The organism is Solirubrobacter soli DSM 22325 (assembly GCF_000423665.1).
GTDB lineage: Bacteria > Actinomycetota > Thermoleophilia > Solirubrobacterales > Solirubrobacteraceae > Solirubrobacter > Solirubrobacter soli.
In genome coordinates this window covers 1-23,828 of sequence record NZ_AUIK01000044.1, presented here as the reverse complement: position 1 = coordinate 23,828, position 23,828 = coordinate 1, and the positions used below count along the sequence as shown (strand labels likewise).

Genomic DNA, 23,828 nt, shown 5'->3' with positions numbered 1-23,828 from the left:
CGCCCGCGCACGCCCCGTTTCTCTCCGGCACCGTGAAGGCTCAAGGTGCGTGGCTCACGGACACGCACTCCTTCGTGAAGTCCAGCTCGCTGGGCCAGTACATCGCCATGCTCTCCGGGCAATACACCGCGTGCGAGGCCAACAACGACCTGCCCGACCACTGCCACCAGCACGTCGAGAACCTCTTCTCCCAGCTCACGGCGACCGGGCGCAGCTGGCGCGACTACGAACAGTCGATGCCGAACGCCTGCGACCCCGTGGACGGCGGAGCTGCGTGGGCGCGCGACATCTACTCCGCCCACCACAACCCAGCGCTGTACTTCACACAGATCCAGGGCGCCCGCGTCGACGAGGCGATCACGCCCTCCGCACCCTGCCGCAACTTCGACCTGCCGATGGGGACCACCGCGCCAGACGACACCTCCTTCCTTGACCGCGACCTCGCCTCGGGCGACGTCGGCAGCCTCAACGTGATCGTCCCCAACGACTGCGCCAACGGCCACGACCTCTGCGGCACACGCGACCGCATCCGCCAATTCGACGACTTCCTGGCAAGCGAGATCCCGAAGATCCAGGACTCCCCCGCGTTCGGACCCGACGGCGTCATCTTCATCACATGGGACGAAGGCTCCGACCCGCCCTACCACCCCGCCCACATCCTGACCGCGATCCTCGGACCCCACGTACAAGCCGGCGCCATCGACCGCCAACGCCACGATCACTACGGACTCGAGCGCACCCTGGCGACCGGCCTGGGCCTCGCCCCGCTGGCCCACGGCCGCGCAGCCACGCCAATCACCACGATCTGGCGCTAACCCGCTTGCACTGGCGAGGGGCACTCGCGGCCGAGACGGATCGCGCGCCACTGCTCCTCCCTCGCACAACTTGCCGCAGCTCGGCAGGACCGACTCGGTATCGCATTCGCCAGAATTCTCGAGCGAGCGCGTCGCCGCCTATCTCGAGATCGTCGACGAGCAGCACTCTCGTGCGGGCCAGGGACCACTCCTGGCCGTGGGCGCCCAGCCGAGGCGCTGAGCTCCGCAGCTACGCGCGTACAGTCTCGCCATGGGCGACGAGCGAGTGGACGGGGTCGCGTTGCAAGCGGCCGCGCAACTTGGCGACGTCGACGCCATGGCCGCGTATTCGGAGTACGCCGAGGAGTGGGCGGAGCGACTGCTCCAGGAAGCTTGGCGGTTCGGCCGTCGTTCTGAGCGGGCCGGCAGCCTGGATGGGTTGCGGGCAACCGTGCGTCTGGCCGTGATGCGGGGGCAATATGACGTTGCACGGGTCCTGCTCGAAAATGCCCCGGCGCGCTTCCCGGACGAGCCTGCACACCGCTTTGTGACCGTGTCCAGCAACGTCCTCGGGCCAGTGCTCCGGCTCGACGGCGATGACTACGACAGCGAGGCCGCCGGCAACGGGGTATTTACGATCCTCACGCGCGACGCGAGAGGCGCGGCAGCCTCACGCGCGACGCGAGAGGCGCGGCAGCCGCCCTCGCGCCCGCCGAGGACGTCCTGATGCGTGTGGACGAGATCGGCAAGATCTGGCCGCCTGAAGACAAGTCCGAGGATCGGGACGAGGTGTACACCCCGAACTTCGTGTTCGCGCCGCGAGCGTCCGGCGACGCCGTCCAGCTGGCCATGGACACCAAGGGCTTCATGTCCGCGGCGATGGGACGAACGATCGTGGGCGTGATGATCGACGCGCTCGCCTCAGCCCGGATCCCGGCGCACATCGGCGGCTGGATGTCCGACCTGATCGCGCTCGGCACCTTCCCGGACTAGCGTGACTCAGTGTCGCCGCCGTGCGACCGAGGCGCACGAGACCGATTCGCGAGAAGGCTGCCTTCGTCGACCGGCTCATTGATCGAGTACGGGTATTCACCTCGCGTATTGGTGAAGCCGAACGAGCGTCGGCGGACAGCCGGGTTACGCTCGTTGAATGGCGAACGCGCCGCGCTATCCGTTCAGGCCGAGATCGAACAGGCATCTTCAGGCCGGCCAGTTCTGGGCTGTGCCGCTTGGGGACCAGCGCTACGGCTGCGGCCGCGTGATGGTCCCGAAGTCCATCGCTGGGCCGCGGGTCATGTTCATCGCGGGCCTGATGGATTGGATCGGCGACGCGCCGCCCAACGAGCGTTCCATCGCGGGCCGTCAGATCCTCGAGCAAGGCAGCGCTCACGTCAGGACGATCACCGAAACCGGCGGCGAGATCCTCGGGTTTCGGCCGCTAGCGACCGATCGTCTCGCCGCACGAGTCGAAGACGACGACCTTTCGACCTGGGGCAGCTCGTACATCGTGGAACTGGCGAGGCGACGGCTCGACGAACCGCGCTGAGTCCGACGTGTTCCAGTGGGTCGACGACTCGCGGCGCCTTGCCCAACCGTGCTCAGTTCGTCGAAACGGAGCACTTTGGCCGCCGTCGATTCGGTAGCCGCTCACACGCGTTACGGCCAGAATGGTTGAAGCACATGTGGGTTTTCAGCATGCCGATCCGGCATGTGTCAGCGGCGGCGTTTGAGTGTCAGCTCTCGGAGCTTGGCGAGGTTCGCGGGCGTTGGGTCGAGGAACTTGATCGTGTCGATGGTCTCCACGCTGGTGGTCCGGTTCCCCGCACCCATGTCCAACGTGCCCGTAAAGCCGAGCGGCTCACCCGTGGTGCGGTCCAGGTAGTAGCTCTGGTCGGGGTCGCGCGGTAGTGCGACCTGACCTTCAGGCAACTGGCCAGGGGCCGGTGCGATGTGGTAGCGGAAGGCCGGCTTGCCGTTGAACGTCGATGACCTTGAGACGAGCCGGCCCTTGAGCATCTTCTGGCGGAAGTTCTCGAGGAAGCCGAGCTGACGGTCGGCGATCACGTTGGCGGCGTCTCGGCCGGCGTCGTCGCGCGTGTTGCCGCGGATCACGCGGTAGCCTCCCTCCTCATCGATCTGGCGGATCACGCCGTCGACGGTGGTGATCTGATCGAAGGCGTAGGGCGGCTGGCCGTCCTCTTTCCAGCGTTGGATCTGATGGGTCTCGCGACCGCGGTGCCACTCCTCGAGGACCGTGGACGTGTGATGGTCGCCGCCGCTGGTGTGATTGGTGACGTTGATCGTCGCGCGGACGTAGACGATCTTGTCGGGGTCGACGGACACGAAGGCCGGCGCCGCGACCGGCGGGGTCGCTTCGCGCTCGTCGTTTCGGCGGTCGCCCGGGCGCACGAGCAGCAGCGCGAGCGCGACCGCAGCGGCCACTGGGACCAACAGCAGTGCGGGGTGGCGTTTGCGGCGGCGCTCGGCGGCATCGTGGAGTTGGCGTTCGAGCGTGTTGAAGGCGCTCATGTGCGCTCCTCAAGATGGGTTCGGAGGGTCCGGAGGCCGCGCGAGACGCGCTGGCGGACAACTTGGGCCGAGCAGTCGAGCTCGGTGGCGATCTCGTCGTAGTCGCGATCGTCGACGACACGCGCCAGGACGGCCCGGCGCTGCTCGTCGGGCAGCGCGGCCAGTAGCTCGGTCAGCCGCGAGGCGCCAGCCGCAGCGCGCTCCTCGACGGCGATGAGGTCGAGGTCGTCGACGACGATCGGCTCGACCGCAGCTTGCGACGCGCGGCGGCCTCGACTCGGCCGCGACGTAGACTCTCGAGCAGCTTGTTGTGGGCGATCCCGAGCAGCCACGCGGTCGCGGGACCCTCGGAGCCCCGATAACGCCCCGCGCTCAGCAGGGCCGCCGCAAACGTCTCGGCAGCCAGATCGAACGCGAGCTCAGGTTCGCCGACGCGCCGGCGCAGATAGCCAAGCACGAGCGATTCATGGCGGCGGTAGAACGCCGCGAAGGCGTCTCCGTCGCGTCGCGCGGCGGCCGAGAGCAGGTCGGCATCGTCCATTCACCAACACTTTGCGCGACGGCGCACGGATGTGACGAACGCTGGTCGTTCCACTCCTCGATCGGCTGATCTGCGCTGCCGAGTCCTGGAAGGTTCGCTTGTTCGCGGGCTGCGTTCCGTCGACGTTTAGGGGTCCGCCGGCTCGAAGACGAGCGCCCGCACGCCGGAGAGCCCGGGTGAGCGCGGATTCGATCCGCGGACGCACATCGACCCAGTCGAGCCCGCCATTGCCGCATCCGAGTGGCGGGACGTCCGAGCTCGTCCGTCGAGCTATCGCTGATGGCCGCCCTCGGCGGATCGATCCGTATGCGCGACGGAATTGCCGCGGCGATGCTGATCGGCTTCTCGCATCATGCCTCCGACGAGGGGTCCTTCGCCGGTGTAGCAGCCCAGCGTCCCGCGCTTTCGTCCGTGGAGGGTTCGGGAACCGGGCATGTCGCATGGCGGAAACGATCGCCCTGAGCCTGCGCGCGAACGCCATATCGCCATAGTGCCTGACGCGGACGCCCGTACTCGCGAGCGACCGAATTCGCCGATCGTGCTCGATCCGTCGAATAGGAGCACTATCGCTTGTCGTCCGTAGCACTAGTGCAGCTGCGGCTGCCGGCGCGGCTGGATCTGCCTCGTTGCTATAGCGACGATGCACGAGCGGGCGCTCGCGCGCGCCCGACGTCGTGCCCTGGGCACCGGATGCCATGGGTCTGGCGAAGCGGCGCTTCTGGTGGTCGTCCAACGCAGTCACCTGCTGCCTCACAGCGGCGTGGTCGCTTTGCGCCGTGAGCGATCGCAGCGGCCGTCAGAAGCGATAGCCACCGGGAGATTGTCCATGAGGCTTGTCTTGACGACGAACACGGCCGTCGCAGGTTTCATCAGCGGCAGCCTTCCAAGCGGCGACCGGACCGCCATCAACAGGCCAGGCCGGTGTTTAGCGCGCGAGCGCGGAGAGCCGCTCAGCCCCGACGACGAGGTTCCACGGCTCGATGCTCTTGAACACCAGCCGGTCCGAGTGGACCCAGGGGTCGTCAGCCAGGCGGTTGCGGATCTCGTCCTCGCTGTCCGCGTTCACGATTAGCAGTGCGCGCACGCGACCGCTTTCGGTGCCGGCGAGCGGTCCGGCGAAGGCAGTAAGCCCTCGTCGGCGAGGTTCTTCATGAACGCGGCGTGATCGGCTACGGCGGGCTGGTCGGCGATCCCCCCGTCGGTCCAGCCGGGGCCTGCTTCGCGGATGACGGCGTAGGCGTTCATCGTGCTCGGGCGATCAGGGAGCGGTAGGTGTTCTGGAGGCGGTAGCTGCCGTCGGGACCACGGAAGCTGGCGAGCCCGCGCACGATCGCGTCCTTGACCTCCTGCTCGCGGTTCGGACCGATGAGAACGGCGATCCCGGCCGGAGCGATGAGCGCGCGGCCAAGGGTCTCTCCGTCGGGGTACACGTTCGGCCAGGTGCTGTCGAAGGTGCTCTCGGGGTCGAGACCGGCCGTAGTCGCAAGGTCCTCGAGCACGCCGGGCTTGGCGTAGTCGGGCTCGGGCGGCGCGCCCGCCGGCCGCGGGGGGAAGAACGGCCGCACGATCTCTTTCATCGCCTCGAGGTCGTTGTGCTCGTGCGGACCCCAGACCTGGATCACAACCGCGGCGCCGGGCTTGGCGACCCGGCCCGCCTCGCGCAGGGCGGCGACGATGTCGTTGGCGAAGAAGAAAGCGCTAAAGCCGGTGACGAGGTCGAACGAGTCGTCGTCGTAGGGCAGCGCCTCCATGTCGCCGACCCGCAGGTCGGCATCCGGCACGCGGGTGCGGGCGAGGTCGAGCAGCGCCTCGGATGCGTCCAGACCGAACGCGCGTGCGCCGCGGCCGGCGACCAGGCGCAGGAACGCCCCGGCGCCGCATCCGATGTCGAGCACGAGCTGGCCCGGCTCAAGCCCGACGCGGGCGAGCGCGTCCTCGTAGGTCGGGACCTGCTGGTCCTCGCTCAGCGCCCAGTCGGCAGGACGTGCGCCCCACAACGGTCCCCAGCGTTCGGCGCTCCCGGTCACGGCGGTCGATGGCATCGTCACTGCCCTCACTAGACTATGAAACATAGCAACCGTAAGCTATGGCATATAGCGTTGTCAAGCGGGGGGAGCCGATCTGTTCCATGGCCACGACCGAGCTCAGCCTTTTTTCGATCGAGATCCTCGGCCTCGTGGGGCACGAGGGTGCGGGTCCGCACGATCTGCTGCGCATGGCGCAGCGCGGCCGCATGCTCGCCTGGGCCGGCGAGAGCCAGTACTACACCGAGCCCAAGCGGCTGGCGAAGCTCGGCTACCTCGAGGCCCGCAAGGAACCCGGCAAGACCCGCGAACGGACCGTGTATACGCTCACCGACAAGGGCCGCGAGGCGCTGCGCGAGTACGCGCTCACGCCGGTGTCGTTCACGCCGCTCAAAAGCGAGGCGCTCCTGCGGCTGCTCATCTGCGACCTCGTCGGCGACGAGGTCACGCGCAAGAGCCTGGCCACGCTGCGCGACGACCTCGCCGACATCGCCGCGCGGCTCGACGAGGCTGAATCGCGCGCCGCGCAGCTCGTCCACCGCGAGAAGTACCTCCTCCTCGTCACCGGCTTCCTACGCCGGTACCTCGAGCTACATCAAGAACTGATCGACGACGTCGAACGTGAACTCGCCCCAGAAGCAAAGGCCAGCCCTCGCCAACCCGCGTAAGCAGCTCGACATCCCAAGATCGCGCAACAGTTTCGGCCGTTTCTTCAGTCCGAATTGCACTCGGCAAGGGCGGCGTCGATCGCTCTCGCGGCACGCCCGGGCTATCGGCTACGGCGCAAAGCGATCACGCTCGCTCATGAACGTCGTGCGACTGCCCTGGATGACGAGCAGTCCCGCCGTCAGCCCGTCCTGTCCCAGCGTCGTGCATAGGCGCAGCATGGGCGCGCCGAACCCAGCCGCGCCGAACTTCCAATCAGGCCTCCGCTCGCAATCGCCTCAGGGAGAACCGAACCGGCGCGCGCCGCCACTGCTCCTACCCATGCAACGCGATAGCCGGTTCGACGCCGACCAGCGTGCCGGAGTCGTCGAATAGCGGTACGGTCGCGCGGCGCTCAGGCTCGCGATTCGCATCCGGCTGCGAGGCTGTGCGGCATGAGTCGCAACGGGTGTACCGATACGTCGGACCCGAGGACTTGCTCGGCCTCTTCCGCGATCGTCCCGCAGGCGCGCGTATCGATTCGTCCGCGGATCTCGCCAGATGGCTCGAGCACGGTCAGCACACTCCGATCCGGCAACGTTTGGTGTCCGAGCACGTGGCCTGCGCGGGTGGCCACCCGGTGCTTGCTGCCGGCGAACTGTTCTTTGAGGGACTCGACGTGGTCGAGGCCAGCAATCAATCGACGGGCTACTGTCCCGAGCCCGCTTCTTGGCCGGTCGTCGAGCTAGCACTCGATGGCGTCGGCGTCGGTCACCCCGGCGCGTATACCGCGACGTTCGTCTTTCGCCGCTGCGCCAACTGCGGACGACTCAACTTCGTCAAGGACGGATGGTACGTATGCGCGGTGTGCAACGGCCCGCTGCCCGAGGCGTGGAACTGCGACTTGACGTCCTGAGACGACAGAACCGCTCCAGACGCGAATTCGGGGTATGAAAATGCGGCTCAAGGGCGCCGTCCGAGTCTCGGATTACGGTCCGGGCACACGGTTCTAGGGGCCTTCGGAGAAACGCCGCGGGGTTCCATCGAGCTCATTCGCGAAATACACGCTCGCCGCCCGCAGAATCTCGTTGGCCTGCTTGAGCTCGCGGACCTCCTTGCGCAACCGCTTGAGCTCCTCACGCTCAGCGCTGGACACGACGCTCGGCGTCGCCGGCAGCGTCAGCTTTGGCCTGACGCACCCACGTCCGCAGCGCTTCCTTGTGCACACCCAGATCGGCCGCGACATGCGCGATCGGCCGGCTGGACTCAAGCGCGAGCCGCGTGGCGCGCTCACGCAACTCGTCGCTGTACTTCTTCGCGGCAGCCATTGGCCTGGAACCCGTCCTCTCCGCCAGGACAGAACCCGGCTTGGAGGTGTCTGTCGAACCCAGCCTGCCTCAGTGACCAAGCGCCGTGCACGCGTTGCTCGGCGCTGACCGTGATGGCGTCGGCCGACGCTCAGCTACCGCCCTCGGCGCGCGCGGCCTGGCCGCCGTCGGCGGACATCTGCAGTTGCTCGGCCTGGGCGACGAGTTCCGCGAGGATGTCGCGCAGCCGCTGCGCGGACTCGGGCTCGGCCAGCCTGCCCTCCGCGTCGAAGGCATCGTGGGCGTGCCCGACCGGCAATTCCTGATCGAGCACTTTCGCGCCCGACGCCGCCAGCGCCTTGCGGAGTTCCGCCTGCGCCCAGACGGCGCCGAACATGCCGGTGGACGCGCCGACGACCGCCACGGGCTTGCCGCGCAGGACGTTGTTCGGGAACGGCCGCGAGGCCCAGTCGAGCGCGTTCTTCAGCGCCCCCGGCACCGACGAGTTGTACTCGGGGGTCGCGAACAGCAGAGCGTCGGCGTGCTCGATGGCGTCCAGGAACGCCTTTGCTGCAGGCGGCGGGTCGAGTTCTCGGTCCTCGTTGAACGGCGGGATGTCTTCGAGGCCGTCGAACAGCTCCAAGGTCACGCCCGGTGGCAGTTCGCCCGCCGCCGCCTCCAGCAGCTGCTTGTTGTGTGAGCCGTCGCGCAGGCTGCCGGAGATGCCGAGCACCTTCACCGCTAGGACTCCTTGACCAGCACCAGGTCGATGTTCAGCGTGACCTCGTCGGCCAGCGCGTTGCCGCCGGTCGGCAGCGGCGCGTTCCAGTTCAGGCCGAGCTGGGTCCGGTCGACGTTGGCTTTCAGCTGAAGCGCCGCGCGTTCGCCGCCGAACGCGTGCGGGCTGTCGCCCTGCCACGTGCCCGTCGCGGTCACGTGCACGGTGTTGCCCTTGACGGTCAGGTCGCCCTCGACCTCGACGGTTGCGTCGTCGCTGAGCTGAACCCGCGTGGACTTGAACTCGATGTAGGGGTACTTGTCGGCGTCGAAAAACTCTTCCGACAGCACATGCGCGCGGAACTGCTCGGGCGTGGTGATGCTGATGCTCTCGACCTTGGCGCGACCTTCGAGCTTGATGTCGTCGCCGTCGGCGGTCAGGCGCGCCTCGACGTCGGAGAAGTTCGCCCGGAACATCGACACGCCCATGTAGCGCACCGAGAAGGCGAAGCTGGAGTGCACCGGGTCGGCGACGTAGGCGCCGGAGATACGCCCTGGCGTCGATGTGTCTTGCGCGGTCTCGCTCATTCCGATGTCTCCTAGGCCGCGCGAGGGGAGCAACAACCCGCCGCCCCCCCGTCGGCGCGCTGGCGCCACTGGCCGTGCAAGGCGAGTCCGGTCCGCGCCGCGCTCCTCGGCGTTCAGACGCTCCACGGGGTGGTCGGGTTCAGGCCCGCTTCAGCGCGGCTGAGCCCCGGCGCCGCGTCACCGAGGGTCGGCGACGCGGCCAACATTCGACCAGCCGCCTCGAAGAAGCGACATCCGCGACGGCGAGCCGCAGATGCAGGACGTCGTCGTCCACAGCGAAGCGTGAGAGGTCCCGGAACCCGATGGTCCTGAGAGCAGTCGCATGGCAAGTCGCAAGCGCCGATGGCAGATTGCCGAAGGGTCCGTCGGCTGCGTCTTGAGGGAGGCTCATGCGTAAGCACACCGCCAAGCTTTCCGGGGCGTCGACTCGAAGCGCGGCGGTGCGTCGCGAGGTACCAGTTCGTCGAGGAGCGACACTCTCGCACTGCCGGCGGCTCTTCGACGATCGGCCGTGTCGGCGGTTGTCCGATTGCCTGCGGTACGTGATCGCGCGAGAATCCGCATCATGCGAACGCGAACCGTCCTCGAGCGCAACCGATCTGCGAAGTGGGCTTGGCGTGCGGCATCGTGGCTTCCCATCGTCGGCTTGTTCGCGATCCTTGCGGCGATCCGGTTTGACGCTGCGGACGGGGTAGTCACCGCCCTTCTCATTGCCACGTTTCTCGCGCTGGTGATCGACGCGATCGTTTTCCTTCTGGCATTCAGCCGCACCACTTAGCCTTGCCGGCCGAACACGGGGTTTAGGGCGGCCGCGGCGACGACCGGTCCACGGACTCATTGGCAGCCCGCCGGGACACGCTTCCGTCGATAAGGAGCACTGTCGCTGCCGTGGGTTCGATCGACGCGCCCGTGTTCTGAAATGTGGGTAGCGGATTCGAACCCGTGTTGCCCGGGCGTTCTTTCAGCGTCTACGGTTCCGTCGTGAGTCAGGACCGGATCGCGCGATATCGGCATGTGCCTGGCGACCTTCTGGAGATCGAGGGTTGGTGGTTCATCGAGGACGGAAGCATCTGCGCCGACTTTCTCGTCACGTGGTGGCACCCCCAGGAAGGGATCGGTGGCGTGTATCGATGCGGCGGCGCGGGCTATGACCCGTCAGATGAGTTGGGTCCCGAGCAGCTTGCGGGCGTCGTAGAGCACACCGTGCTTGGGGAGGCGACGGTCGACTTCGCTCACCACAGTGCGTACTTTGCGCGTGATCTGCGTATCGCCCCGGTGCGCGACACGACGGACCCGCGGACGTACGAGGCCTTGCGCGCCGGCCCACCGTATCCACGCCGGTCCGGCCGAGGCTTCCTGGACCGGATTGCTGAGCAGGGTGTTGACGCTGAGGTCCCTGAATAGGCAGGCGGCAGCAGATCGCCGCGTGCTGACTTCGTCGCGAGAAGCGGCCCTCTCGCCGTGAGGCGAGACGTCGCCATGGTCTCGGTGCTGCCTCAGTAGGCGCGATGGGTGATGCGCAACCGGACGCGTTTGGGGTCGATGTCGATCGCGTGGACGAATACCGAGAACGTACGCCAGGTGCCGAGTCCGACCCAGCGTCGCGCCGCGGCTCCGTATGCCTCGAACGGGACGTGTTCGCCCTCGATCTCGATTGAGGTGCGGAAGCTTGGCGGCGGTTCCGCGCTAGGCGGGCGGGTCAGCAGCGTCTCGCGATCGGGCACGAGGTAGAGCGCAGCATGAACGCCGTGTGCTTCGTGAATGGCATCGCGAGGATGTCGTCGCCGACGGTGACGGCCAGTCGTGGCTCGGACACGAACGGGTCCCATGGGCCGAAGATCAACCCGAGCGAGTTGGTCACAGAGCCCGGCTGGCTGACGCCGTAGCCGCCGCGATGGCGTTCGCCGGGCCATTCGAGTGGCTCGAGCAGCGGGAAGGCACGTTCGGCAAAGCGCCGATCCGCGTCCGGGTTCGACGAGTCGCGGGGCACTAGCGTGTGGCCGTCCATCAGGCGCAGGCTAGTTGGAACACGAACGTTGGGCGGGACTTCGTATGGTCTGCGGCGTGCCCGGGTTTCCGGACACCCGGCGCTATGTGGTTCTTACTGGGCTCTATGTGCGGTACGGGTTCTGCACGAGTCTTCGTGACGAGGACTTGAGCCGCGCGGCCTCGGCCACCGAAGTCGTCGATCTCATCATCGAGACCGAAGGCCTCGATCCGCAGATGTCGGACACCCAGATGCGCCGAGAGATGATCGCGATCGCTGACGACTGGCTCTTTGCGCCACGTGGTTGCGGTGCGGCCTCCGGGAAGCCGTGGTAACCCGACGCGGCGTGCCGGAATCGTCGACAAGCATCACTTTGCCGACGAGCCCTTCAGGGCGTCATTGCCGCCGCTCCCAACGTCGACGAATGGCAATGGGCCGAGAGCGTCTCGCAATAGCGGCCTCGGGGGAGTAGCGTGTTGCTGACTGGCCCTGTGGCCATGATCCTGGCCTCGGAGCGGTGGTACGCCGACTCGCATCCATGCGCCAAGGCAAAGCACCCCGAGGCGTACGGGATCGACTGCGGGGCCAGCCGCTCGCTCCAGGGCGTGATTCGTCCGTGCGACTGGCGACGCGATAGCGGGCGCGCGAACAGCGGTGGCACGCGCGGCGGTCCCGCGGACAGCATGCCGTGACGCTTCCCGGCGCTAGTGCTGGGCGGTACGCTGGTCGCGTAGCAAACGAGGAGGTTCCCATGACCTTCGAGGTCGGAGATCGCGTGGTTGCCGAGGCGGAATCGACTGGAGCGCGTCGCACGCTCCGGCACTGTCCGTGAAGTGCTGCGCGCGGCTCCCACGGCGCGCTATCGCATCGACTGGGACGACGGCCACTCAACGCTCTACACGCCTGCAGCCGGGGCCCTTCACGCGGCTCGCGAAGACGCGGAACCGGCACCCTGACGCCGACCTCAGGTCGGGGGTACGTCGTGTGCCGGCGGCGACGTCGTCGAGAAACGAGACTTCCCGTCTCGTCCGAGAATGGGGCTGAGCGCGACGCTGCATGGCGCTGTTGGTGTGGCTTATTGCGATGGAGCGTGGCCGCCAACCCGTACTGCCCCTTCTGTCTCGTTGCTGTAGCGAGCGCGGGTCGCCTCAGCCGCACGGATCGTGAGGAGCACGGGCGCCTGGTGGGCCCTCGGTGACTGGGCGTCGCGCGTCTAGTAGCGGCGGATGGGGCGCCGCTGGTGTGCCGCGGTGGTGGTTTGCAGTGTCGTGATCGCTTGCCGCATGAGGCGGGAGACGTGCATCTGGGAGATCCCGAGGCGAGCTCCGATCTCGACCTGCGTGAGATCCTCCGCGAAGCGCAGTCGGAGGATCACACGCTCGCGATCGGAGAGTGTGTTGAGCAGTCCGTCGACCAACGCGGCGTCATCGACGCGCTCGAAGCCGGGCTCTGTGGCCCCGAGGAAGTCGATCGCCTCCTCGCCTTCCTCGGTGAGCGGCCGATCGAGCGAGTCGGGGCGGTGGGCGGTGGCGGCGGCGAGGGCCTCGAGGATCTGTTCGGTCGTCGCGTCCGCGCGCTCCGCGAGTTCGATCGCGGTGGGCGAGCGTCCGAGTTCGCCGGTCAGTGTTTGGCTGATGGTGTCGACGCGCAGCTTGAGCTCTTGCAGCTCGCGAGGAACCCGCAACGTCCAGCCGTGGTCGCGGAAGTAGCGCTTGAGCTCTCCGAGGATGGTGGGGACGGCGAAGCTGCTGAACGCTATGCCGCGCTCGGGGTCGAAGCGGTCGATCGCCTTGAGCAGGCCGAGTGAGGCGACCTGTTGGAGATCGTCGGCCTCGGCGCGGCCGTGATAGCGGCGAGCGAGGTGAGCGGCCAGGGGAAGAAAACGGGCGACGAGTGCGTCGCGTGTCCCCGGATCATGATCGCGGCGATAGCGTGCGAAGAGCCGGGCGACATCGTGTCGTGCGGTCCGCTCCGGGGCGCTGGATGCTGTGCTCGACATGCGGTTAGCCGGCCGGCACCAGCGCCGCGGCCGCTTCCGCCGACGATCTGTAGAGAAACAGCAGGTCCGCGATGCCGGTCTCATCGAACAACCGTCGCACGGGTCCGGGCGGGCAGACGATGGCAAGTGCGCGGTCCTCGCGAGCCAAGAGGGCTCGAGCGCGCAGTATCAGACGTAGGCCGCTGGAATCCAGGAACTCGACCTCGCAGAGGTCAAGGACGAACGCTCCGAAGCTGCTGCGGATGGCGCCGTCGAGGGCCAACTCCAGCGCGGGCACCGCCGCGATGTCCACTTCACCGCGGACGGCGACGGACGGCGCTTTGTGAAGCGGGCCATCGACGACCTCGAAACGTAGCGTCGCGCGCGGACTCGTCATCGAAGGCCAGGGCTGTCGGGGGATTCGCTTGGGTCGCGATCGAGGGCGTCATCTGCCGCCACGAACGGCAGCGCCCGGTCGAGTCCACTGACCCGAATCGCTTTGCCCGCCGGAGCCGCGGGCGCAACGAGCCTCAGCGGGAATCCGTCGCGCTGCGCGCGACGGTCGAGCGCGACCAGCAGGTGCAGACCCGAGGAATCGATGAAGGACAGGCCGCGCAGATCGAGCACCAGGCGCCCGCCCCTCTCGACTCCGTCCAGCGCGGCTTGCAGCGTCTCAACGGTGGCAATGTCGAGCTCGCCGTGCGGCAGCACGATCGCGACATCGTTGCGCCACTGCACCTCGACCAGGAACGGCCGCGGGCGGGCCACCACCGCAGCTGAGCCGGTGCGACTCGCGCCGTTGGAAGACGAGATCGCTTCCACGCCGGTCGGCTCAGAAGGACGGCCGGACTCGGCGCTCTTGCGACGATCAAAGCCCAACATAGGTCAAACCGTACCACGCCGTGACGAACTTGTGAATAGCTTGGGCAGTCAAAACCTCGTCAAATACTGAGCGCTAGCTCGCTACTCCGCATGCGATCGGTTAGAATCCACGGTGTGTCTGGTGTACCTGGCGGTAGTCGCGGCGTCTACAGCATCGGTGCGGTGGCTCGGATGCTCGACATTCCGGTCGCGACGATCCGTAACTGGGAGGAGCGCTACGCGTCAATCGTCCCGGAGCGCAGTTCGGGTGGGCAGCGCCTGTATGCGCGCGATCACGTGGAGCAACTGCGCTTCATCGCGGCGGAGATGTCACGCGGGCTCTCGGCGGCCGATGCGCATCGACTGCTCGCCGAACGCATCGCGAGTGGCCAGCCGGTGATCGATGACGGCCCAGTCGCTGGTACGCGGCTGCTCGTGCTGCTCGCCGAACGCGATCCTGTGGCGGCGGACCTCGCGCAGTTCTTCCTGCGCACCGAGGGGTACGACGTGCACCTGGCGTTGGCCGCCGATGAAGCCGAGGAGCAGTGGGTCGAGAGCCGGCCCCAGCTCGCGATCGTGGAACTGATGATCTCCGGCGGCCGAGGCGTGGAACTGTGCCGACGCCTGAAGCAGCACGAGGCCGGAGCCGTGCTGGCCATCTCGGTCCTTGAGGCTCGGGATGAGGCGCTAGCCGCGGGCGCTGACGCCTTTCTGCAGAAGCCGCTCGACCCGCTCGAACTGGTCTCGACCGTCAAGGACCTGCTCGGAGCCAGCGCGCTGGTCGCCCGCCGCGAGCAGGAGATCGCCTAGTGGACGAGCGCGGTTCATGCGGCGACGAAGGCCTTGACCAGATCCTCGACGGCGGTCTGCCGCTGAACGGCATCAACCTCATCATGGGGCGACCGGGCTCGGGCAAGACGATCCTCTGCCAGCAATTCATGTTCGCCCGCGCCACCGAAGAGCGCCCCGCGGTCTACCTGTCGACGGTCTCGGAACCGTTCGAGAAGATCCTCCGCTACGCCCAATCGCTCAGCTTCTTCGACCGCGACGCGATCGGCCGGTCGATCTTCTACGAGGACCTCGGCCCGGCCGTCGCCGGCGACGGCGGCCTCACCGCCGTCACCGAACGCATCAGCGCGCTCATCAAGGAGCACCGGCCGGGGATCATCGCCATCGACAGCTTCAAGGCACTGGCCGCGTTCGCCGATGACGCGCGCGAGTTCCGGCGCTTCCTCCACGACCTCGCCGCACTGCTGACGGCCTTCCCCGCCACGTCGTTCTGGGTCGGGGAATACAGCGATGACGAGTCGCGCACGGCGCCGGAGTTCGCCGTGGCCGATGGCATCATCTCGCTCGCGACCGAGCGCGTGAGCGAGCGCACGCTGCGGCTGATCGAGGTGACCAAGCTGCGCGGCAGCGACTTCTCCTCGGGACGCCACACGTATCGTCTCTCCACGGACGGGATCACGGTCTTCCCCCGGCTCGCCGATCCCCTTCGCGAGGAGGGCTACCAGCTCAGCGAAGGCCGGATTTCGACCGGGATCGCGCCGCTGGACACGATGCTCGCCGACGGCTACGGGCCCGGCACCTCCACACTGGTGGCCGGACCGTCGGGGGCCGGCAAGACCTTGATGGGTCTGCACTTCATCTTCAGCGGCGCCGCAAGCGGCGATCCCGGAGTGATCGCGAGCCTGCAGGAGAATCCGAGCCAAATGGAGAAGGTCGCCCGCGGCTTCGGATGGTCGCTGGACAACGACCGTGTGGCGGTCATGTACCGGTCCCCGAACGACGTCTACATCGACGAATGGGTGTACGAACTACTCGACCTCATCGAGACCACCGGCGCCAAGCGCGTCATGATCGACAGCCTCAGCGACCTGCAGTACGCAACCCCCGACGCCACCCGTTTCCGCGAGTTCATCTACTCGCTCACACAACGCCTCTCACGCGCCGGCATCAGCCCGATCATGACCAGCGAGATACCGGACCTCTTCCACGCCGGCCGTCTCGCCGAATACGGGATCTCGCACCTCTGCGACAACGTAATCCTGCTCCAATACCTACGCGCCGAATCACGCCTCCTACGCAGCGTGACAATCCTCAAGTCACGCGCAAGCGCGCACGACCCCGCGATCCGCGAGTTCGAGATCACCCCGGACGGAATAATCCTCAGCGATCCGATCGCCAGCGAGCACATCTAGCCCACGTGCCCACGCACGCGGTGAACGGCTGGCGAAAGTGCCGCTGATGTGGAATCTGAAGACTCTGGCGCTTGGCGGCAGGGCGCTCAGTCGGCGAGGTCTTCGAGAGCGGCGCGACGTTGCTCGAGGTCTGACTGCGCGTACCGGCGGGTGGTCTTGATGTCGGCGTGCCCGAGGATGTCGGCGACCAGGACCAGGTCGTGGGCGTGATCGCGCACGAGCCGGGTGGCGACGGTGTGGCGTAGCGCGTGTGCGGACTCCTGGATGCCCGCCCGGGCCATCACGGCGGTGACGATCTTGCTGATCGAGCGCACCGAGAGCTGCTCGCCGGTCCGGGAGATCCATACCGGCCCGCTCGCGATGCTCGGTTCGCTGTGGTGGCCGGCGCGGTCGGCCAGCCATTCGCGCAGCGCGGCGCGCGCCGGGCGGCTGAGCGGGACGACGCGCCGGCGGTCGCCCTTGCCGTGGCGGATCACCAGCTCGCCGGTGCGCTGGGTCAGGCGCACATCGTCGACCTCGAGATCGGCGAGCTCGCCGATCCGCACGCCGGTGAGCATCAGCAGCTGCAGGATCGCGCGATCGCGGCTTGAGCTGAGCCGGTCGCTCTCGCGCTGCAGCGCGCGCAGTTGCTCGCGCGAGAGCGCCCTCGCCTCCGTCGGATCAAGCTCCACCCGCCGCACCGCCGGCGCGGGCAATGCGCGCGAGTCCAACAGCGACGTCGCGGCCGCCAACGCCAGATTGACCGTCGACGGCGCGAGCCGGCGGTCGACCAGCCGGCGGCGCCAGTCCGCCACCACGGCCCGGCGATCGTCATCACCCGACGGCGCAAGGCACGCGTCGAGCTCGTCGCCGGCGACCATGTGCTCGACCAGCTCGAGCACCCAGCGCCGGTAGGCCGAGCGCGTCCGCGGCGCCAACGCCTGGCGCCCGAGCCAGGCGTCGTGGGCATCGAGCACCTCAGCGGCGGACGACATGCCCGGATCTTGTCGGAACCGCCGGGCAGCCCACTCACGCGAGCCCGGAAGCCATTGTCAGCCGTCCACGGTCGATCAGGTTCCGCTAAGGGCGCCTTCTCGGAACCACCTCGGCATTGCTCCCTTCACGCGAAAGCAGCAGCGCGTGGAGTCCGCGTTCCCCAGCGACTCGACGTGGGACGGCGGCGAAGTGGGCGGCGTCAGTCACCCCGACAACAACGCGAAGGCGGTCAGGATGACCGCCGCGGCTAACGCCATCAAAGCAACGGCGGCGGCCCGATCCTTGTGAACGGCGGCGCGGTGCGCATCGTCTGCGCGTGCGCGGGATAGGTCAAGGATTCGATCACCGGCGTCGATCGGGTCACTTCTCCCGACGGACCGGAACTCCGATAGGGCGCGGTCGAACTTCGTTGAGCCGGTCGACACCCAGAACGCTCGGGTGTGGTGCAATCCCGAGAAGAAGCGCACAACTAGAGCCGCGAGGCACGTCACGATAAGCATCCCGACGGTGATCCACGCGAAGGTCTTGTCGACCTTGCTGTTCGAGCTGGCAACCGTGGCCGTCAAAGCCGCGAGGGCGATCACACCGGTCACCGCGGCAGCTGCCACGGCATCCGCACTAGCCTGCCGGGCCTCGTAGTAGGTGATCAGACGGCGTTCCTGCTCGATGAGTCGATCAAGCGCATCGAGCTGTGCGTCGTGTTTGCTGGGACCTTCTCGCGGACCCACGAAGCAGATCCAACCGCGTTGCACCGAGCGAGTCAACACGGTTGCCCCGTGGAGCGCAAACTCATCGTCATGGCCGAAGCGGCCACGCGGTCTGAGTCCGCATCGTGCCGCCGGAATCGCGCAGCCGGGGCGTTGGCGAAGCTCGATGGAACCGATGGGGCAATGCCGTCGGCACCCGGGCGCCCTCGCGGCCGATTTCGGAGCGCCCCGGGTTATGCTGGCGTGGCGTGAGGAGCGCCGACGAGCAGCAACGCGACACCGGCGGCCGCCGCGGGTGGTGGCTCGTCGGAGTGCTCGCGCTGAGCGGCGCGGCGATCGGCGCGTACGCAGGCAATCGCATCGATCCCGACGTCAGCGGGCTGGTGCCCAGCCTGGCTGCTGCCGGCTTCGGCCTCGGCGGGCTGATCGGCCTGTTGCTGCTCGCACCGGTCGGCCTGTGGCGCGCCTGGCGCCGGTGGGCTCGTCGCCGGGCGGCCGAGTCCCAGCACGCCGAGTCACCGGAGAACGTGGCCCTGTGGCACTCGGACGGCCCCGAGCGCGAGGTCGCTTCGTCAGAGCAGCCAGAGCGCGGCGGCATCGAAGCGCCCGCGGTGATGCAGAGCGACCCGGAGCCGACGCTCGCGGCGGAAGCGAAGGCGCCTGCCGCGCAGGGGCAGCCGGCGTCGGAAGCCGGGGAGCCGCTGGAACCTGCGACGACGAACCCGGGGCTCGAGTCGGAGCGGCCGGCCCCGCCGGCGGGACGGGAGCCCGGCTGGTACCCCGACCCGGCCCTTGACGGCGAGCGTCGCTACTGGGACGGGGAGTCTTGGAGTGAGCACGTGTGGCGCGGCCGCGCGCGGGAGCGCACCCGCAAGGCCCGCAACCGTCGCTGACGCTGATGTCACTTTCGCCGCGGCACACGCGAGCGCCGCAACGCGTTCGACTCGCCACGCCCGAAGCTCGAGACTCCTGAGGAATCCAGGCGAAGAGGCGCGCCCGCGCAAAGGTCTGAAGGGCAGGCGGGAGGAGAGAGTTCGCCTGCTACTTCGGGGGAGCTTCACGCGGGCGCATCGCCGAGGCTACCCGCCGGGGAGCGGGGGAGCCCTGGACCGCTGGTTGGGACACGCCCCTTTCACATCCGACGTCGTGGCCAGACCGGAATCTGGGCGTTGATTCCTGGAGCGGCGAGCGGCGCGTGCCGGTGCGATCTGAACGCAGGTTGGGTCGGGCGTGCGCCCGAACTGCCGCGCTCGTCTGCAGCGTCTCGAGTCTTGTCACGGGCTAGGCGATGAAGCCGCGTCGCCGCGGCTGTTGTCAGCGTCGCAACGCCGCGGGGGCGCCGCCGGTCCCGGGCGGGCGGACGGCGCGTGTGGTCAGCCAGGAGCGACCGCTGGGCGTTCTCGTCGGGCAATGCGTTGACCGACTCGAGGGCGCCGGCGAATTCGTCCAGCTTGAGGTCGCGGACCTCGAGCGCGAGCCGGCCGGCCGGCCCAGCGCACCGCGGCCTGATCGAAGCGGTCCTCGTCTCGCGCGTCGATGACGAGGAGGATCGGGAGGGCGTCACGCAGCGGGACCCAACCGAGCTCGGCGGCGGTGGCGTGGATGAGGGGGAGGTTGCCCGCGGTGAGCAGTCGGTAGCCGGTGGACTGCCGGCAGCTGCTCCTCGGAGATCTCGTCACTCTCCTCTAGCGTCGCTCCAGCTGCCATACACCCCCAAGGATCAGGATGTAGATCGCGATCAACGTCGCGATCGCGGGCCCTGCAACTTCTAGGTCTCAACCAGCCGATCACGTGGGGCTCGATCTATTGTCGTGCCGTCGCGTGACACCGGAGCCACAGGTCCAGACTCAGCATCGAGATCCGGGCGGTTATGCGATGGCAGTCGTTCCGCGATGTCGTAGGCGCCGCTCGCCAGCGTCGCTACGCCTCCGAACGGGACTTATGACCCCAGCGCGCGAGGCCGACGAACGCTGCCACGCCCGTGCCGCGCTGATCGGCGAAGGCGCTGTTGCGGAGGTGTCATCGCTCTGACTCGCGCTCGGGCACAGAGGAAGCCGGTCAGGGTTCGGCGATCGTTCAGGCGTGACGCGTCTTTGACAGTGCCGTGCCTTCTAGGCGAGGATCGGTCGGTTGGCCGGCGCCCCCGCCGGGTGCGACGATCGGGCCCTACGAACAAGGAGGCGTGGTGCCTGGTCGGGCGTTACCGATGCGTTTGGGCGATATCGAGGTGCTGGTGGAGACGGTTCCGGTCGCTGGGTCGGAGGCGACGACATCCTTGTCGGAAGCAGCGGGCCGAGTAGCGGAGGCGTTTGAGGGTGCGCGCCAGGCGATCGTGGAGGTGGCGGCGTCCACGGTTGGGGCGATCGATGACGCGGCGAAGCGCGGGGTACGGCCTGACCAGCTTGAGGTGCAGTTCGGATTGAAGTTCGCCGTCAGTGGCAAAGTGATCGTGGCCAGCGCGTCGGCTGAAGCGACATTGCAGATCAAGCTTGTCTACAACCGCCCGAATCAGGCTCAAGCGGTTCCATGAGCGACTGGCGGGTTCCGGGGCACCTCGGGCGCATCCTCGACTTGGACGGAGCGCCGGCAGGCACGTGCTTTCAGCTGGTCACGGGCGTGGTCGCGACGGCGTGGCACGTGCTTGCTGCCGTCGGCGCAGGCGAGGTTGGCGCTTCGGTGGTCGTCGACCCGCTGCGGGGTGGGCCGGAACGCGTAGGCGAGGTCGTGGCCGTGGACCCGGTTGCCGATCTCGCGGTCGTGCGTCTGGATGTGCCGCTTGAGGGGTCGGTCTCCCGGATCGCTGCCACGGACGAGGCGCGCATGACGGAGGCCGTCGTGATCACAGGGGTGTCGCGCGTGGAGGACCCGGGTCATGAGCACCGCTATCTGGACGCCGCGGGAACGTGGGCTGGTGGGACGTTACGCGACGAACAACTCCCGCTGGGTCGAGTCCGCTCCCAAGACGTGTTGCCAGGAATGAGTGGCGCGCCAGTGCGGCGTGCGGATGGCGACGCGGTCCTCGGTGTGGTCTCGGGGCGCTACAACAGCACCGACGGGTGGCTCCGTGACTCGGTGTGGGTTGCCCGGTGCGAGCGTCTCGCGGCGCTCTGCACCGGAGTTGCCGAGGTAGATGTCGAGCGTGCCGCAGCCAAAGGACCGGTCGACGTCGTGTTGGAGGTCGACGATCGGCGCGTCCGACTGGTAAGCGGCGGCATCGACGTCACGGCGGAGCATCGCGGTGTCGGGTTCGGGCTCTCGGACGCTGTCGATGAGATCCGCAGAGCACGGGTGCGGGCCGGACTCGCGCGCGAGCCGATACCGGCCGTGGCAGACGCACCCGGGTCGGTGGCCCTCGATCGTGCAAGCGAGTTGCTTGGGAAGTCATTTCTGCCGGGTGAGGTCTCGAGTGCGCTCACGCGACGGCTTGAGGAATCCGAAGCAGCCCACGAGGCGCTGCGGATCGGGGTGCGTTGCACCGGTGTGCTCGCGAGATTGCCGTGGGAAGCGCTGCCAGATCGGCGGAGCCAAGAGCCGCTGGCGTTGCGCCCGCTGGTTAACGTGCACCGCCGTGCGGCCGCGGCAACGCCCGGCTCGGTTCCCGGCCCGCTTCGAATCTTGATCGCGATCTCTTCACCCGAGCGCGGCGGTGGCGCTGTCCTTGACTACGAACGCGAGCTGCGCAACGTGCTCAAAGCGGTGCGCGCGGCGCGTCAGGGCAACGCACACGTGCGTGTGCTGCCGTTTGCTACGACGACTGAGATCCACGCGGCGCTGTCACGCGAGCCGGTGCACGTGCTGCACCTGTCCGGGCATGGATCGCCGGGGAGCTTCGTGTTCGAGGACGACACGGGCGCGGCGCTTGAGCTTGACGCCGACACGTTCGTGGACAGGGCGATCCCAGCGGGCGCAATGCCAGCGGTGTTCGCGCTGGCGGCCTGTTACACGAACGTCGCGACCGCGACCGACCTGCCGTCATTCGCGGGTCGACTGCTGCAACGCGGCGCAGCGGTAGTGATCGCGAGCGAGACTGCCGTGACCGATCTGTACGCGACGCGTGTATTCGCGCGCATCTATGGCCAGCTCGCTGACGCCGCTGTCCCGGACATTGTTGCGGCGGTGTGCGACGCGCGCCGGCTGGTCCAGCGAGAGCTGGAAGCGGCCGATGACCCTCGTGACCGTGCGCTAGCGGTATTGTCGGAGTGGGCATCGTTGAGCGTCCTCGCCGCGCAAGGCTCGGTGAGCGTGTTCGATCCGGACGTGTCGGTCGCTCCCGCGCCACCTCCGCCCCGTTTCGCGATCGGCAGGGTCGCCGCGCGGGGCGTGGGCGAGTTCGTAGGCCGCCGCCACGAGCAACGCCGCTGGCCGATCGAACTGCTAGCTGAGGCACACGGTGGCTTGGTGTTGCACGGGATCGGCGGGATCGGCAAGACGACGCTGGCAGCAGAGCTGGCCAGCCGCGTCATGGCCCGTGATCCCGAGGCACTGATCGTGGCCGTGGACGGCGAGTTGAGCGTCGAGCAGGTACTAGCGGCTCTGATCGGAGCGCTGAGACGGCGGTTGATATTGACCGAGCGGCTTACCGGCTACGCCGCGCAAGCGATCACGCACGCGAGCCGCAGCGACCTGGGATGGGCTGACCGTCTCGGGCTGTTGCGCGATGCCGAGCTGACCCGGCTCCCACTCGTGCTGGTGCTAGACAACTTCGAGGACAACCTCTCGCGCGAAGCGCAACGGGCGGCGGTGCGCGAACCGACGCTCGCTGCTTTGTTGGCTGCCATCGTGCACGACCCCGGCGCTTGGCGGCTGTTGATCACGTCGCGCTACGAGTTCGAGCTACCCGCCAGCGCAGATCGCGCGTTGGAGTTCCGAGGGCTAGGGCCGCTATCGGCAGCCGAGACCCGCAAGCTCGTCTGGTCACTGCCAGCCCTCGATGCTCTCGAGGACGCCGAGGTCGACCGAGTCTGGCGCATGGTCGGCGGACACCCGCGCGCGCTCGAGTATCTCGACGCGCTCCTCTCCCACGGCGCCGGACGCTACGCCGACATCACCACGCGCCTGACCAACGCACTGCGAGACCAGCTCGGCGAGGCCGAGACGACCGCGCTGCTCGCCGCCGAATGGGAACTCGACGACGCATTGGCGCAGGTCGCGACGATCGCTGCGGACGACGTCCTGCTCGACGAGCTCCTAGATACCCTCGCCACGGTCCCCGGCGCAGAAGAGCTCCTAATTGGAGCCTCCGTCTACCGGGAGCCAATCGACATCAATGCTCTCCTGTTTCAAGCTGGCACGCCCGACCCGAGCGCCGAGCACGTGCCGGACTCGCAAGCCGCCGAACGCGCGATCCTCGCGATCCTACAAGCCAGCGGAATAGCGACCGACGCCCCCGTCGACCCCAGCACACTCTCTAGCGACATCCAGGACGCCCTCAAGCCGCATCTCGACGAGATCCAGCGTCTACCGATTCCTCCGCTCCGGACCCCGGATCGGTTCGGCGAGCTGATGCACGCTTGCCATACGTCAACGCTGCTCTCGATACAGACCGACGACGGCAGTCCGGTGGCGTTCGTGCACCGTTGGACCGCGAGTGAGCTCGAACGACGTCTCGCCGAGACCGGACGCGATGAAGTGGTCCTCGGTGCCCATCGGCGCGCCGCTGAGTACTGGCGATGGCGCGTCAAAGTTTGGCCTCAGGACCTGCGCGCCGATGTTCACGACCTGCTCGAGGGCCGTCACCACCTGTTGGCCGCTGGACAGGCCGATGCGGCCGCCGCTCTGACCGAAGACGTCTGCCTTAGACTCGACACCTGGGGAGCGTGGGACGAGGAGGCCGCGCTCATCCGCGACACCCTCGCGCGAATCGATCCGAGCAGCGAACGAGCAGCGGCGTGGACACATCAGCTCGGGCTCGTCGCGCAGGCTCGCGGAGACCTGGCCGAGGCCGAAACGCTCTACCGCCGCTCACTCGAAATCA

At 68.0% G+C, this 23,828-nt stretch carries 31 protein-coding genes and 1 pseudogene; 15 read left to right on the top strand and 17 right to left on the bottom strand.

The features are described from left to right. The 4 genes from G569_RS0128740 to G569_RS52365 form a co-directional block, all read left to right on the top strand. Positions 1-815: alkaline phosphatase family protein (locus G569_RS0128740; protein ID WP_211233113.1), on the top strand; the 815-nt coding region annotated here is incomplete at its 5' end. Between the two features lie 250 nt (positions 816-1,065). Further along, positions 1,066-1,521: a hypothetical protein gene (locus G569_RS0128735; RefSeq protein ID WP_028065976.1), complete on the top strand. Its 456-nt coding sequence runs from the start codon at positions 1,066-1,068 to the stop codon at positions 1,519-1,521. Then, positions 1,521-1,787, top strand: coding sequence for a hypothetical protein (locus tag G569_RS0128730; protein ID WP_037499949.1), 267 nt, complete (start codon positions 1,521-1,523; stop codon positions 1,785-1,787). The genes G569_RS0128735 and G569_RS0128730 overlap by 1 nt, the downstream gene beginning before the upstream one ends. A gap of 157 nt (positions 1,788-1,944) precedes the next feature. Further along, positions 1,945-2,340: an Imm26 family immunity protein gene (locus G569_RS52365; RefSeq protein ID WP_084285717.1), complete on the top strand. Its 396-nt coding sequence runs from the start codon at positions 1,945-1,947 to the stop codon at positions 2,338-2,340. 167 nt (positions 2,341-2,507) lie between these two features. Here the strand turns inward: G569_RS52365 and G569_RS0128720 are convergent, their stop codons facing one another. The 6 genes from G569_RS0128720 to G569_RS0128700 all read right to left on the bottom strand — a co-directional run bounded on the left by G569_RS0128720 (position 2,508) and on the right by G569_RS0128700 (position 5,906). Continuing rightward, the gene (locus G569_RS0128720; protein ID WP_028065974.1) at positions 2,508-3,323 is read right to left on the bottom strand and encodes a hypothetical protein; all 816 of its coding nucleotides are present in this window, start codon (positions 3,321-3,323) and stop codon (positions 2,508-2,510) included. Then, positions 3,320-3,451 carry a sigma factor-like helix-turn-helix DNA-binding protein gene (locus G569_RS66525; RefSeq protein ID WP_371683492.1) on the bottom strand — a complete coding sequence of 44 codons (132 nt, stop codon included), beginning with the start codon at positions 3,449-3,451 and terminating at the stop codon, positions 3,320-3,322. Before G569_RS66525 ends, G569_RS0128720 begins: the two co-directional genes overlap by 4 nt. 44 nt (positions 3,452-3,495) lie before the next feature. Next, complete coding sequence (locus tag G569_RS52360; RefSeq protein WP_053227114.1) at positions 3,496-3,864, bottom strand: RNA polymerase sigma factor; 369 nt, start codon at positions 3,862-3,864, stop codon at positions 3,496-3,498. Positions 3,865-4,789: 925 nt separating this feature from the next. After that, a complete protein-coding gene (locus tag G569_RS63100) occupies positions 4,790-4,930 on the bottom strand; it encodes a hypothetical protein (RefSeq protein WP_157592387.1) in 141 nt (46 codons plus the stop codon). A gap of 2 nt (positions 4,931-4,932) precedes the next feature. Then, positions 4,933-5,109, bottom strand: a complete 177-nt coding sequence (locus G569_RS63095) for a hypothetical protein (RefSeq protein WP_157592386.1) — start codon at positions 5,107-5,109, stop codon at positions 4,933-4,935. Continuing rightward, positions 5,106-5,906 (bottom strand): class I SAM-dependent methyltransferase, encoded by an 801-nt coding sequence (locus G569_RS0128700; RefSeq protein ID WP_169542269.1) that lies wholly within the window; start codon positions 5,904-5,906, stop codon positions 5,106-5,108. The genes G569_RS63095 and G569_RS0128700 overlap by 4 nt, the downstream gene beginning before the upstream one ends. A gap of 86 nt (positions 5,907-5,992) precedes the next feature. On the opposite strand from G569_RS0128700, the gene G569_RS59145 reads away from it, so the two are divergent. Together G569_RS59145 and G569_RS52350 are read left to right on the top strand one after the other, a co-directional pair. Further along, a complete protein-coding gene (locus G569_RS59145) occupies positions 5,993-6,556 on the top strand; it encodes a PadR family transcriptional regulator (protein WP_053227113.1) in 564 nt (187 codons plus the stop codon). A gap of 473 nt (positions 6,557-7,029) precedes the next feature. Continuing rightward, the gene (locus G569_RS52350) at positions 7,030-7,449 is read left to right on the top strand and encodes a hypothetical protein (protein WP_211233112.1); all 420 of its coding nucleotides are present in this window, start codon (positions 7,030-7,032) and stop codon (positions 7,447-7,449) included. Positions 7,450-7,590: 141 nt separating this feature from the next. On the opposite strand, the pseudogene G569_RS63090 reads toward G569_RS52350, so the two are convergent. The 4 genes and pseudogenes from G569_RS63090 to G569_RS0128670 form a co-directional block, all read right to left on the bottom strand. After that, positions 7,591-7,686, bottom strand: a pseudogene (locus tag G569_RS63090) (XRE family transcriptional regulator); the annotation flags it as partial. After that, positions 7,676-7,861, bottom strand: coding sequence for a transposase (locus G569_RS61600; protein WP_084285711.1), 186 nt, complete (start codon positions 7,859-7,861; stop codon positions 7,676-7,678). The gene G569_RS61600 and the pseudogene G569_RS63090, both read right to left, overlap by 11 nt. A 130-nt stretch (positions 7,862-7,991) precedes the next feature. Beyond that, positions 7,992-8,579 (bottom strand): NADPH-dependent FMN reductase, encoded by a 588-nt coding sequence (locus G569_RS0128675; RefSeq protein ID WP_028065972.1) that lies wholly within the window; start codon positions 8,577-8,579, stop codon positions 7,992-7,994. A 2-nt stretch (positions 8,580-8,581) separates the two neighbouring features. After that, entirely contained in the window at positions 8,582-9,271 is a 690-nt protein-coding gene (locus G569_RS0128670; protein WP_157592384.1) for a YceI family protein, read from the bottom strand. A gap of 439 nt (positions 9,272-9,710) precedes the next feature. Between G569_RS0128670 and G569_RS64795 the strand changes: the two genes are divergently transcribed. Together G569_RS64795 and G569_RS0128660 are read left to right on the top strand one after the other, a co-directional pair. Continuing rightward, on the top strand, positions 9,711-9,923 hold the full coding sequence (locus G569_RS64795; RefSeq protein WP_211233111.1) for a hypothetical protein: 213 nt from the start codon (positions 9,711-9,713) through the stop codon (positions 9,921-9,923). A 203-nt stretch (positions 9,924-10,126) separates the two neighbouring features. Then, positions 10,127-10,549, top strand: coding sequence for a hypothetical protein (locus G569_RS0128660; protein ID WP_157592383.1), 423 nt, complete (start codon positions 10,127-10,129; stop codon positions 10,547-10,549). A 92-nt stretch (positions 10,550-10,641) separates the two neighbouring features. Here G569_RS0128660 and G569_RS0128655 read toward each other — a convergent pair whose 3' ends face one another. Continuing rightward, positions 10,642-10,869 (bottom strand): hypothetical protein, encoded by a 228-nt coding sequence (locus tag G569_RS0128655; protein WP_028065969.1) that lies wholly within the window; start codon positions 10,867-10,869, stop codon positions 10,642-10,644. Beyond that, positions 10,845-11,153 (bottom strand): hypothetical protein, encoded by a 309-nt coding sequence (locus tag G569_RS0128650; RefSeq protein ID WP_028065968.1) that lies wholly within the window; start codon positions 11,151-11,153, stop codon positions 10,845-10,847. The genes G569_RS0128655 and G569_RS0128650 overlap by 25 nt, the downstream gene beginning before the upstream one ends. 56 nt (positions 11,154-11,209) lie before the next feature. Between G569_RS0128650 and G569_RS0128645 the strand changes: the two genes are divergently transcribed. Both G569_RS0128645 and G569_RS66520 read left to right on the top strand, forming a co-directional pair. Further along, positions 11,210-11,467: a hypothetical protein gene (locus G569_RS0128645; RefSeq protein ID WP_157592382.1), complete on the top strand. Its 258-nt coding sequence runs from the start codon at positions 11,210-11,212 to the stop codon at positions 11,465-11,467. Positions 11,468-11,911: 444 nt separating this feature from the next. After that, positions 11,912-12,088 carry a DUF1918 domain-containing protein gene (locus G569_RS66520; protein WP_169542268.1) on the top strand — a complete coding sequence of 59 codons (177 nt, stop codon included), beginning with the start codon at positions 11,912-11,914 and terminating at the stop codon, positions 12,086-12,088. A gap of 257 nt (positions 12,089-12,345) precedes the next feature. Here the strand turns inward: G569_RS66520 and G569_RS52340 are convergent, their stop codons facing one another. From G569_RS52340 to G569_RS52330, 3 genes are read right to left on the bottom strand one after another with little or no spacing between them, the layout of a single operon-like run. Then, positions 12,346-13,215, bottom strand: a complete 870-nt coding sequence (locus G569_RS52340; RefSeq protein WP_084285707.1) for a SigB/SigF/SigG family RNA polymerase sigma factor — start codon at positions 13,213-13,215, stop codon at positions 12,346-12,348. Continuing rightward, entirely contained in the window at positions 13,136-13,507 is a 372-nt protein-coding gene (locus G569_RS52335; protein WP_084285706.1) for an STAS domain-containing protein, read from the bottom strand. The genes G569_RS52340 and G569_RS52335 overlap by 80 nt, the downstream gene beginning before the upstream one ends. Continuing rightward, positions 13,504-13,992, bottom strand: coding sequence for an STAS domain-containing protein (locus tag G569_RS52330; RefSeq protein WP_053227109.1), 489 nt, complete (start codon positions 13,990-13,992; stop codon positions 13,504-13,506). Before G569_RS52330 ends, G569_RS52335 begins: the two co-directional genes overlap by 4 nt. 90 nt (positions 13,993-14,082) lie before the next feature. Between G569_RS52330 and G569_RS59140 the strand changes: the two genes are divergently transcribed. Together G569_RS59140 and G569_RS0128615 are read left to right on the top strand one after the other, a co-directional pair. Beyond that, complete coding sequence (locus G569_RS59140; RefSeq protein WP_084285704.1) at positions 14,083-14,781, top strand: MerR family transcriptional regulator; 699 nt, start codon at positions 14,083-14,085, stop codon at positions 14,779-14,781. After that, the gene (locus tag G569_RS0128615; RefSeq protein ID WP_028065966.1) at positions 14,781-16,172 is read left to right on the top strand and encodes a DUF7125 family protein; all 1,392 of its coding nucleotides are present in this window, start codon (positions 14,781-14,783) and stop codon (positions 16,170-16,172) included. Before G569_RS59140 ends, G569_RS0128615 begins: the two co-directional genes overlap by 1 nt. Positions 16,173-16,258: 86 nt before the next feature. Here G569_RS0128615 and G569_RS59135 read toward each other — a convergent pair whose 3' ends face one another. Together G569_RS59135 and G569_RS52315 are read right to left on the bottom strand one after the other, a co-directional pair. Continuing rightward, complete coding sequence (locus G569_RS59135) at positions 16,259-17,146, bottom strand: tyrosine-type recombinase/integrase (protein ID WP_053227107.1); 888 nt, start codon at positions 17,144-17,146, stop codon at positions 16,259-16,261. Between the two features lie 204 nt (positions 17,147-17,350). Then, positions 17,351-17,875, bottom strand: a complete 525-nt coding sequence (locus tag G569_RS52315) for a hypothetical protein (protein ID WP_157592381.1) — start codon at positions 17,873-17,875, stop codon at positions 17,351-17,353. Positions 17,876-18,102: 227 nt separating this feature from the next. Here G569_RS52315 and G569_RS52310 point away from each other — a divergent pair, with 227 nt between their 5' ends. The 3 genes from G569_RS52310 to G569_RS52305 all read left to right on the top strand — a co-directional run. Then, a complete protein-coding gene (locus G569_RS52310) occupies positions 18,103-18,747 on the top strand; it encodes a DUF2510 domain-containing protein (RefSeq protein ID WP_037499938.1) in 645 nt (214 codons plus the stop codon). Positions 18,748-20,066: 1,319 nt separating this feature from the next. Further along, on the top strand, positions 20,067-20,384 hold the full coding sequence (locus G569_RS0128595; RefSeq protein WP_157592380.1) for a CU044_2847 family protein: 318 nt from the start codon (positions 20,067-20,069) through the stop codon (positions 20,382-20,384). Next, the coding region (locus G569_RS52305; RefSeq protein ID WP_037499935.1) for a CHAT domain-containing protein at positions 20,381-23,828 on the top strand (3,448 nt) is incomplete at its 3' end. The genes G569_RS0128595 and G569_RS52305, both read left to right, overlap by 4 nt.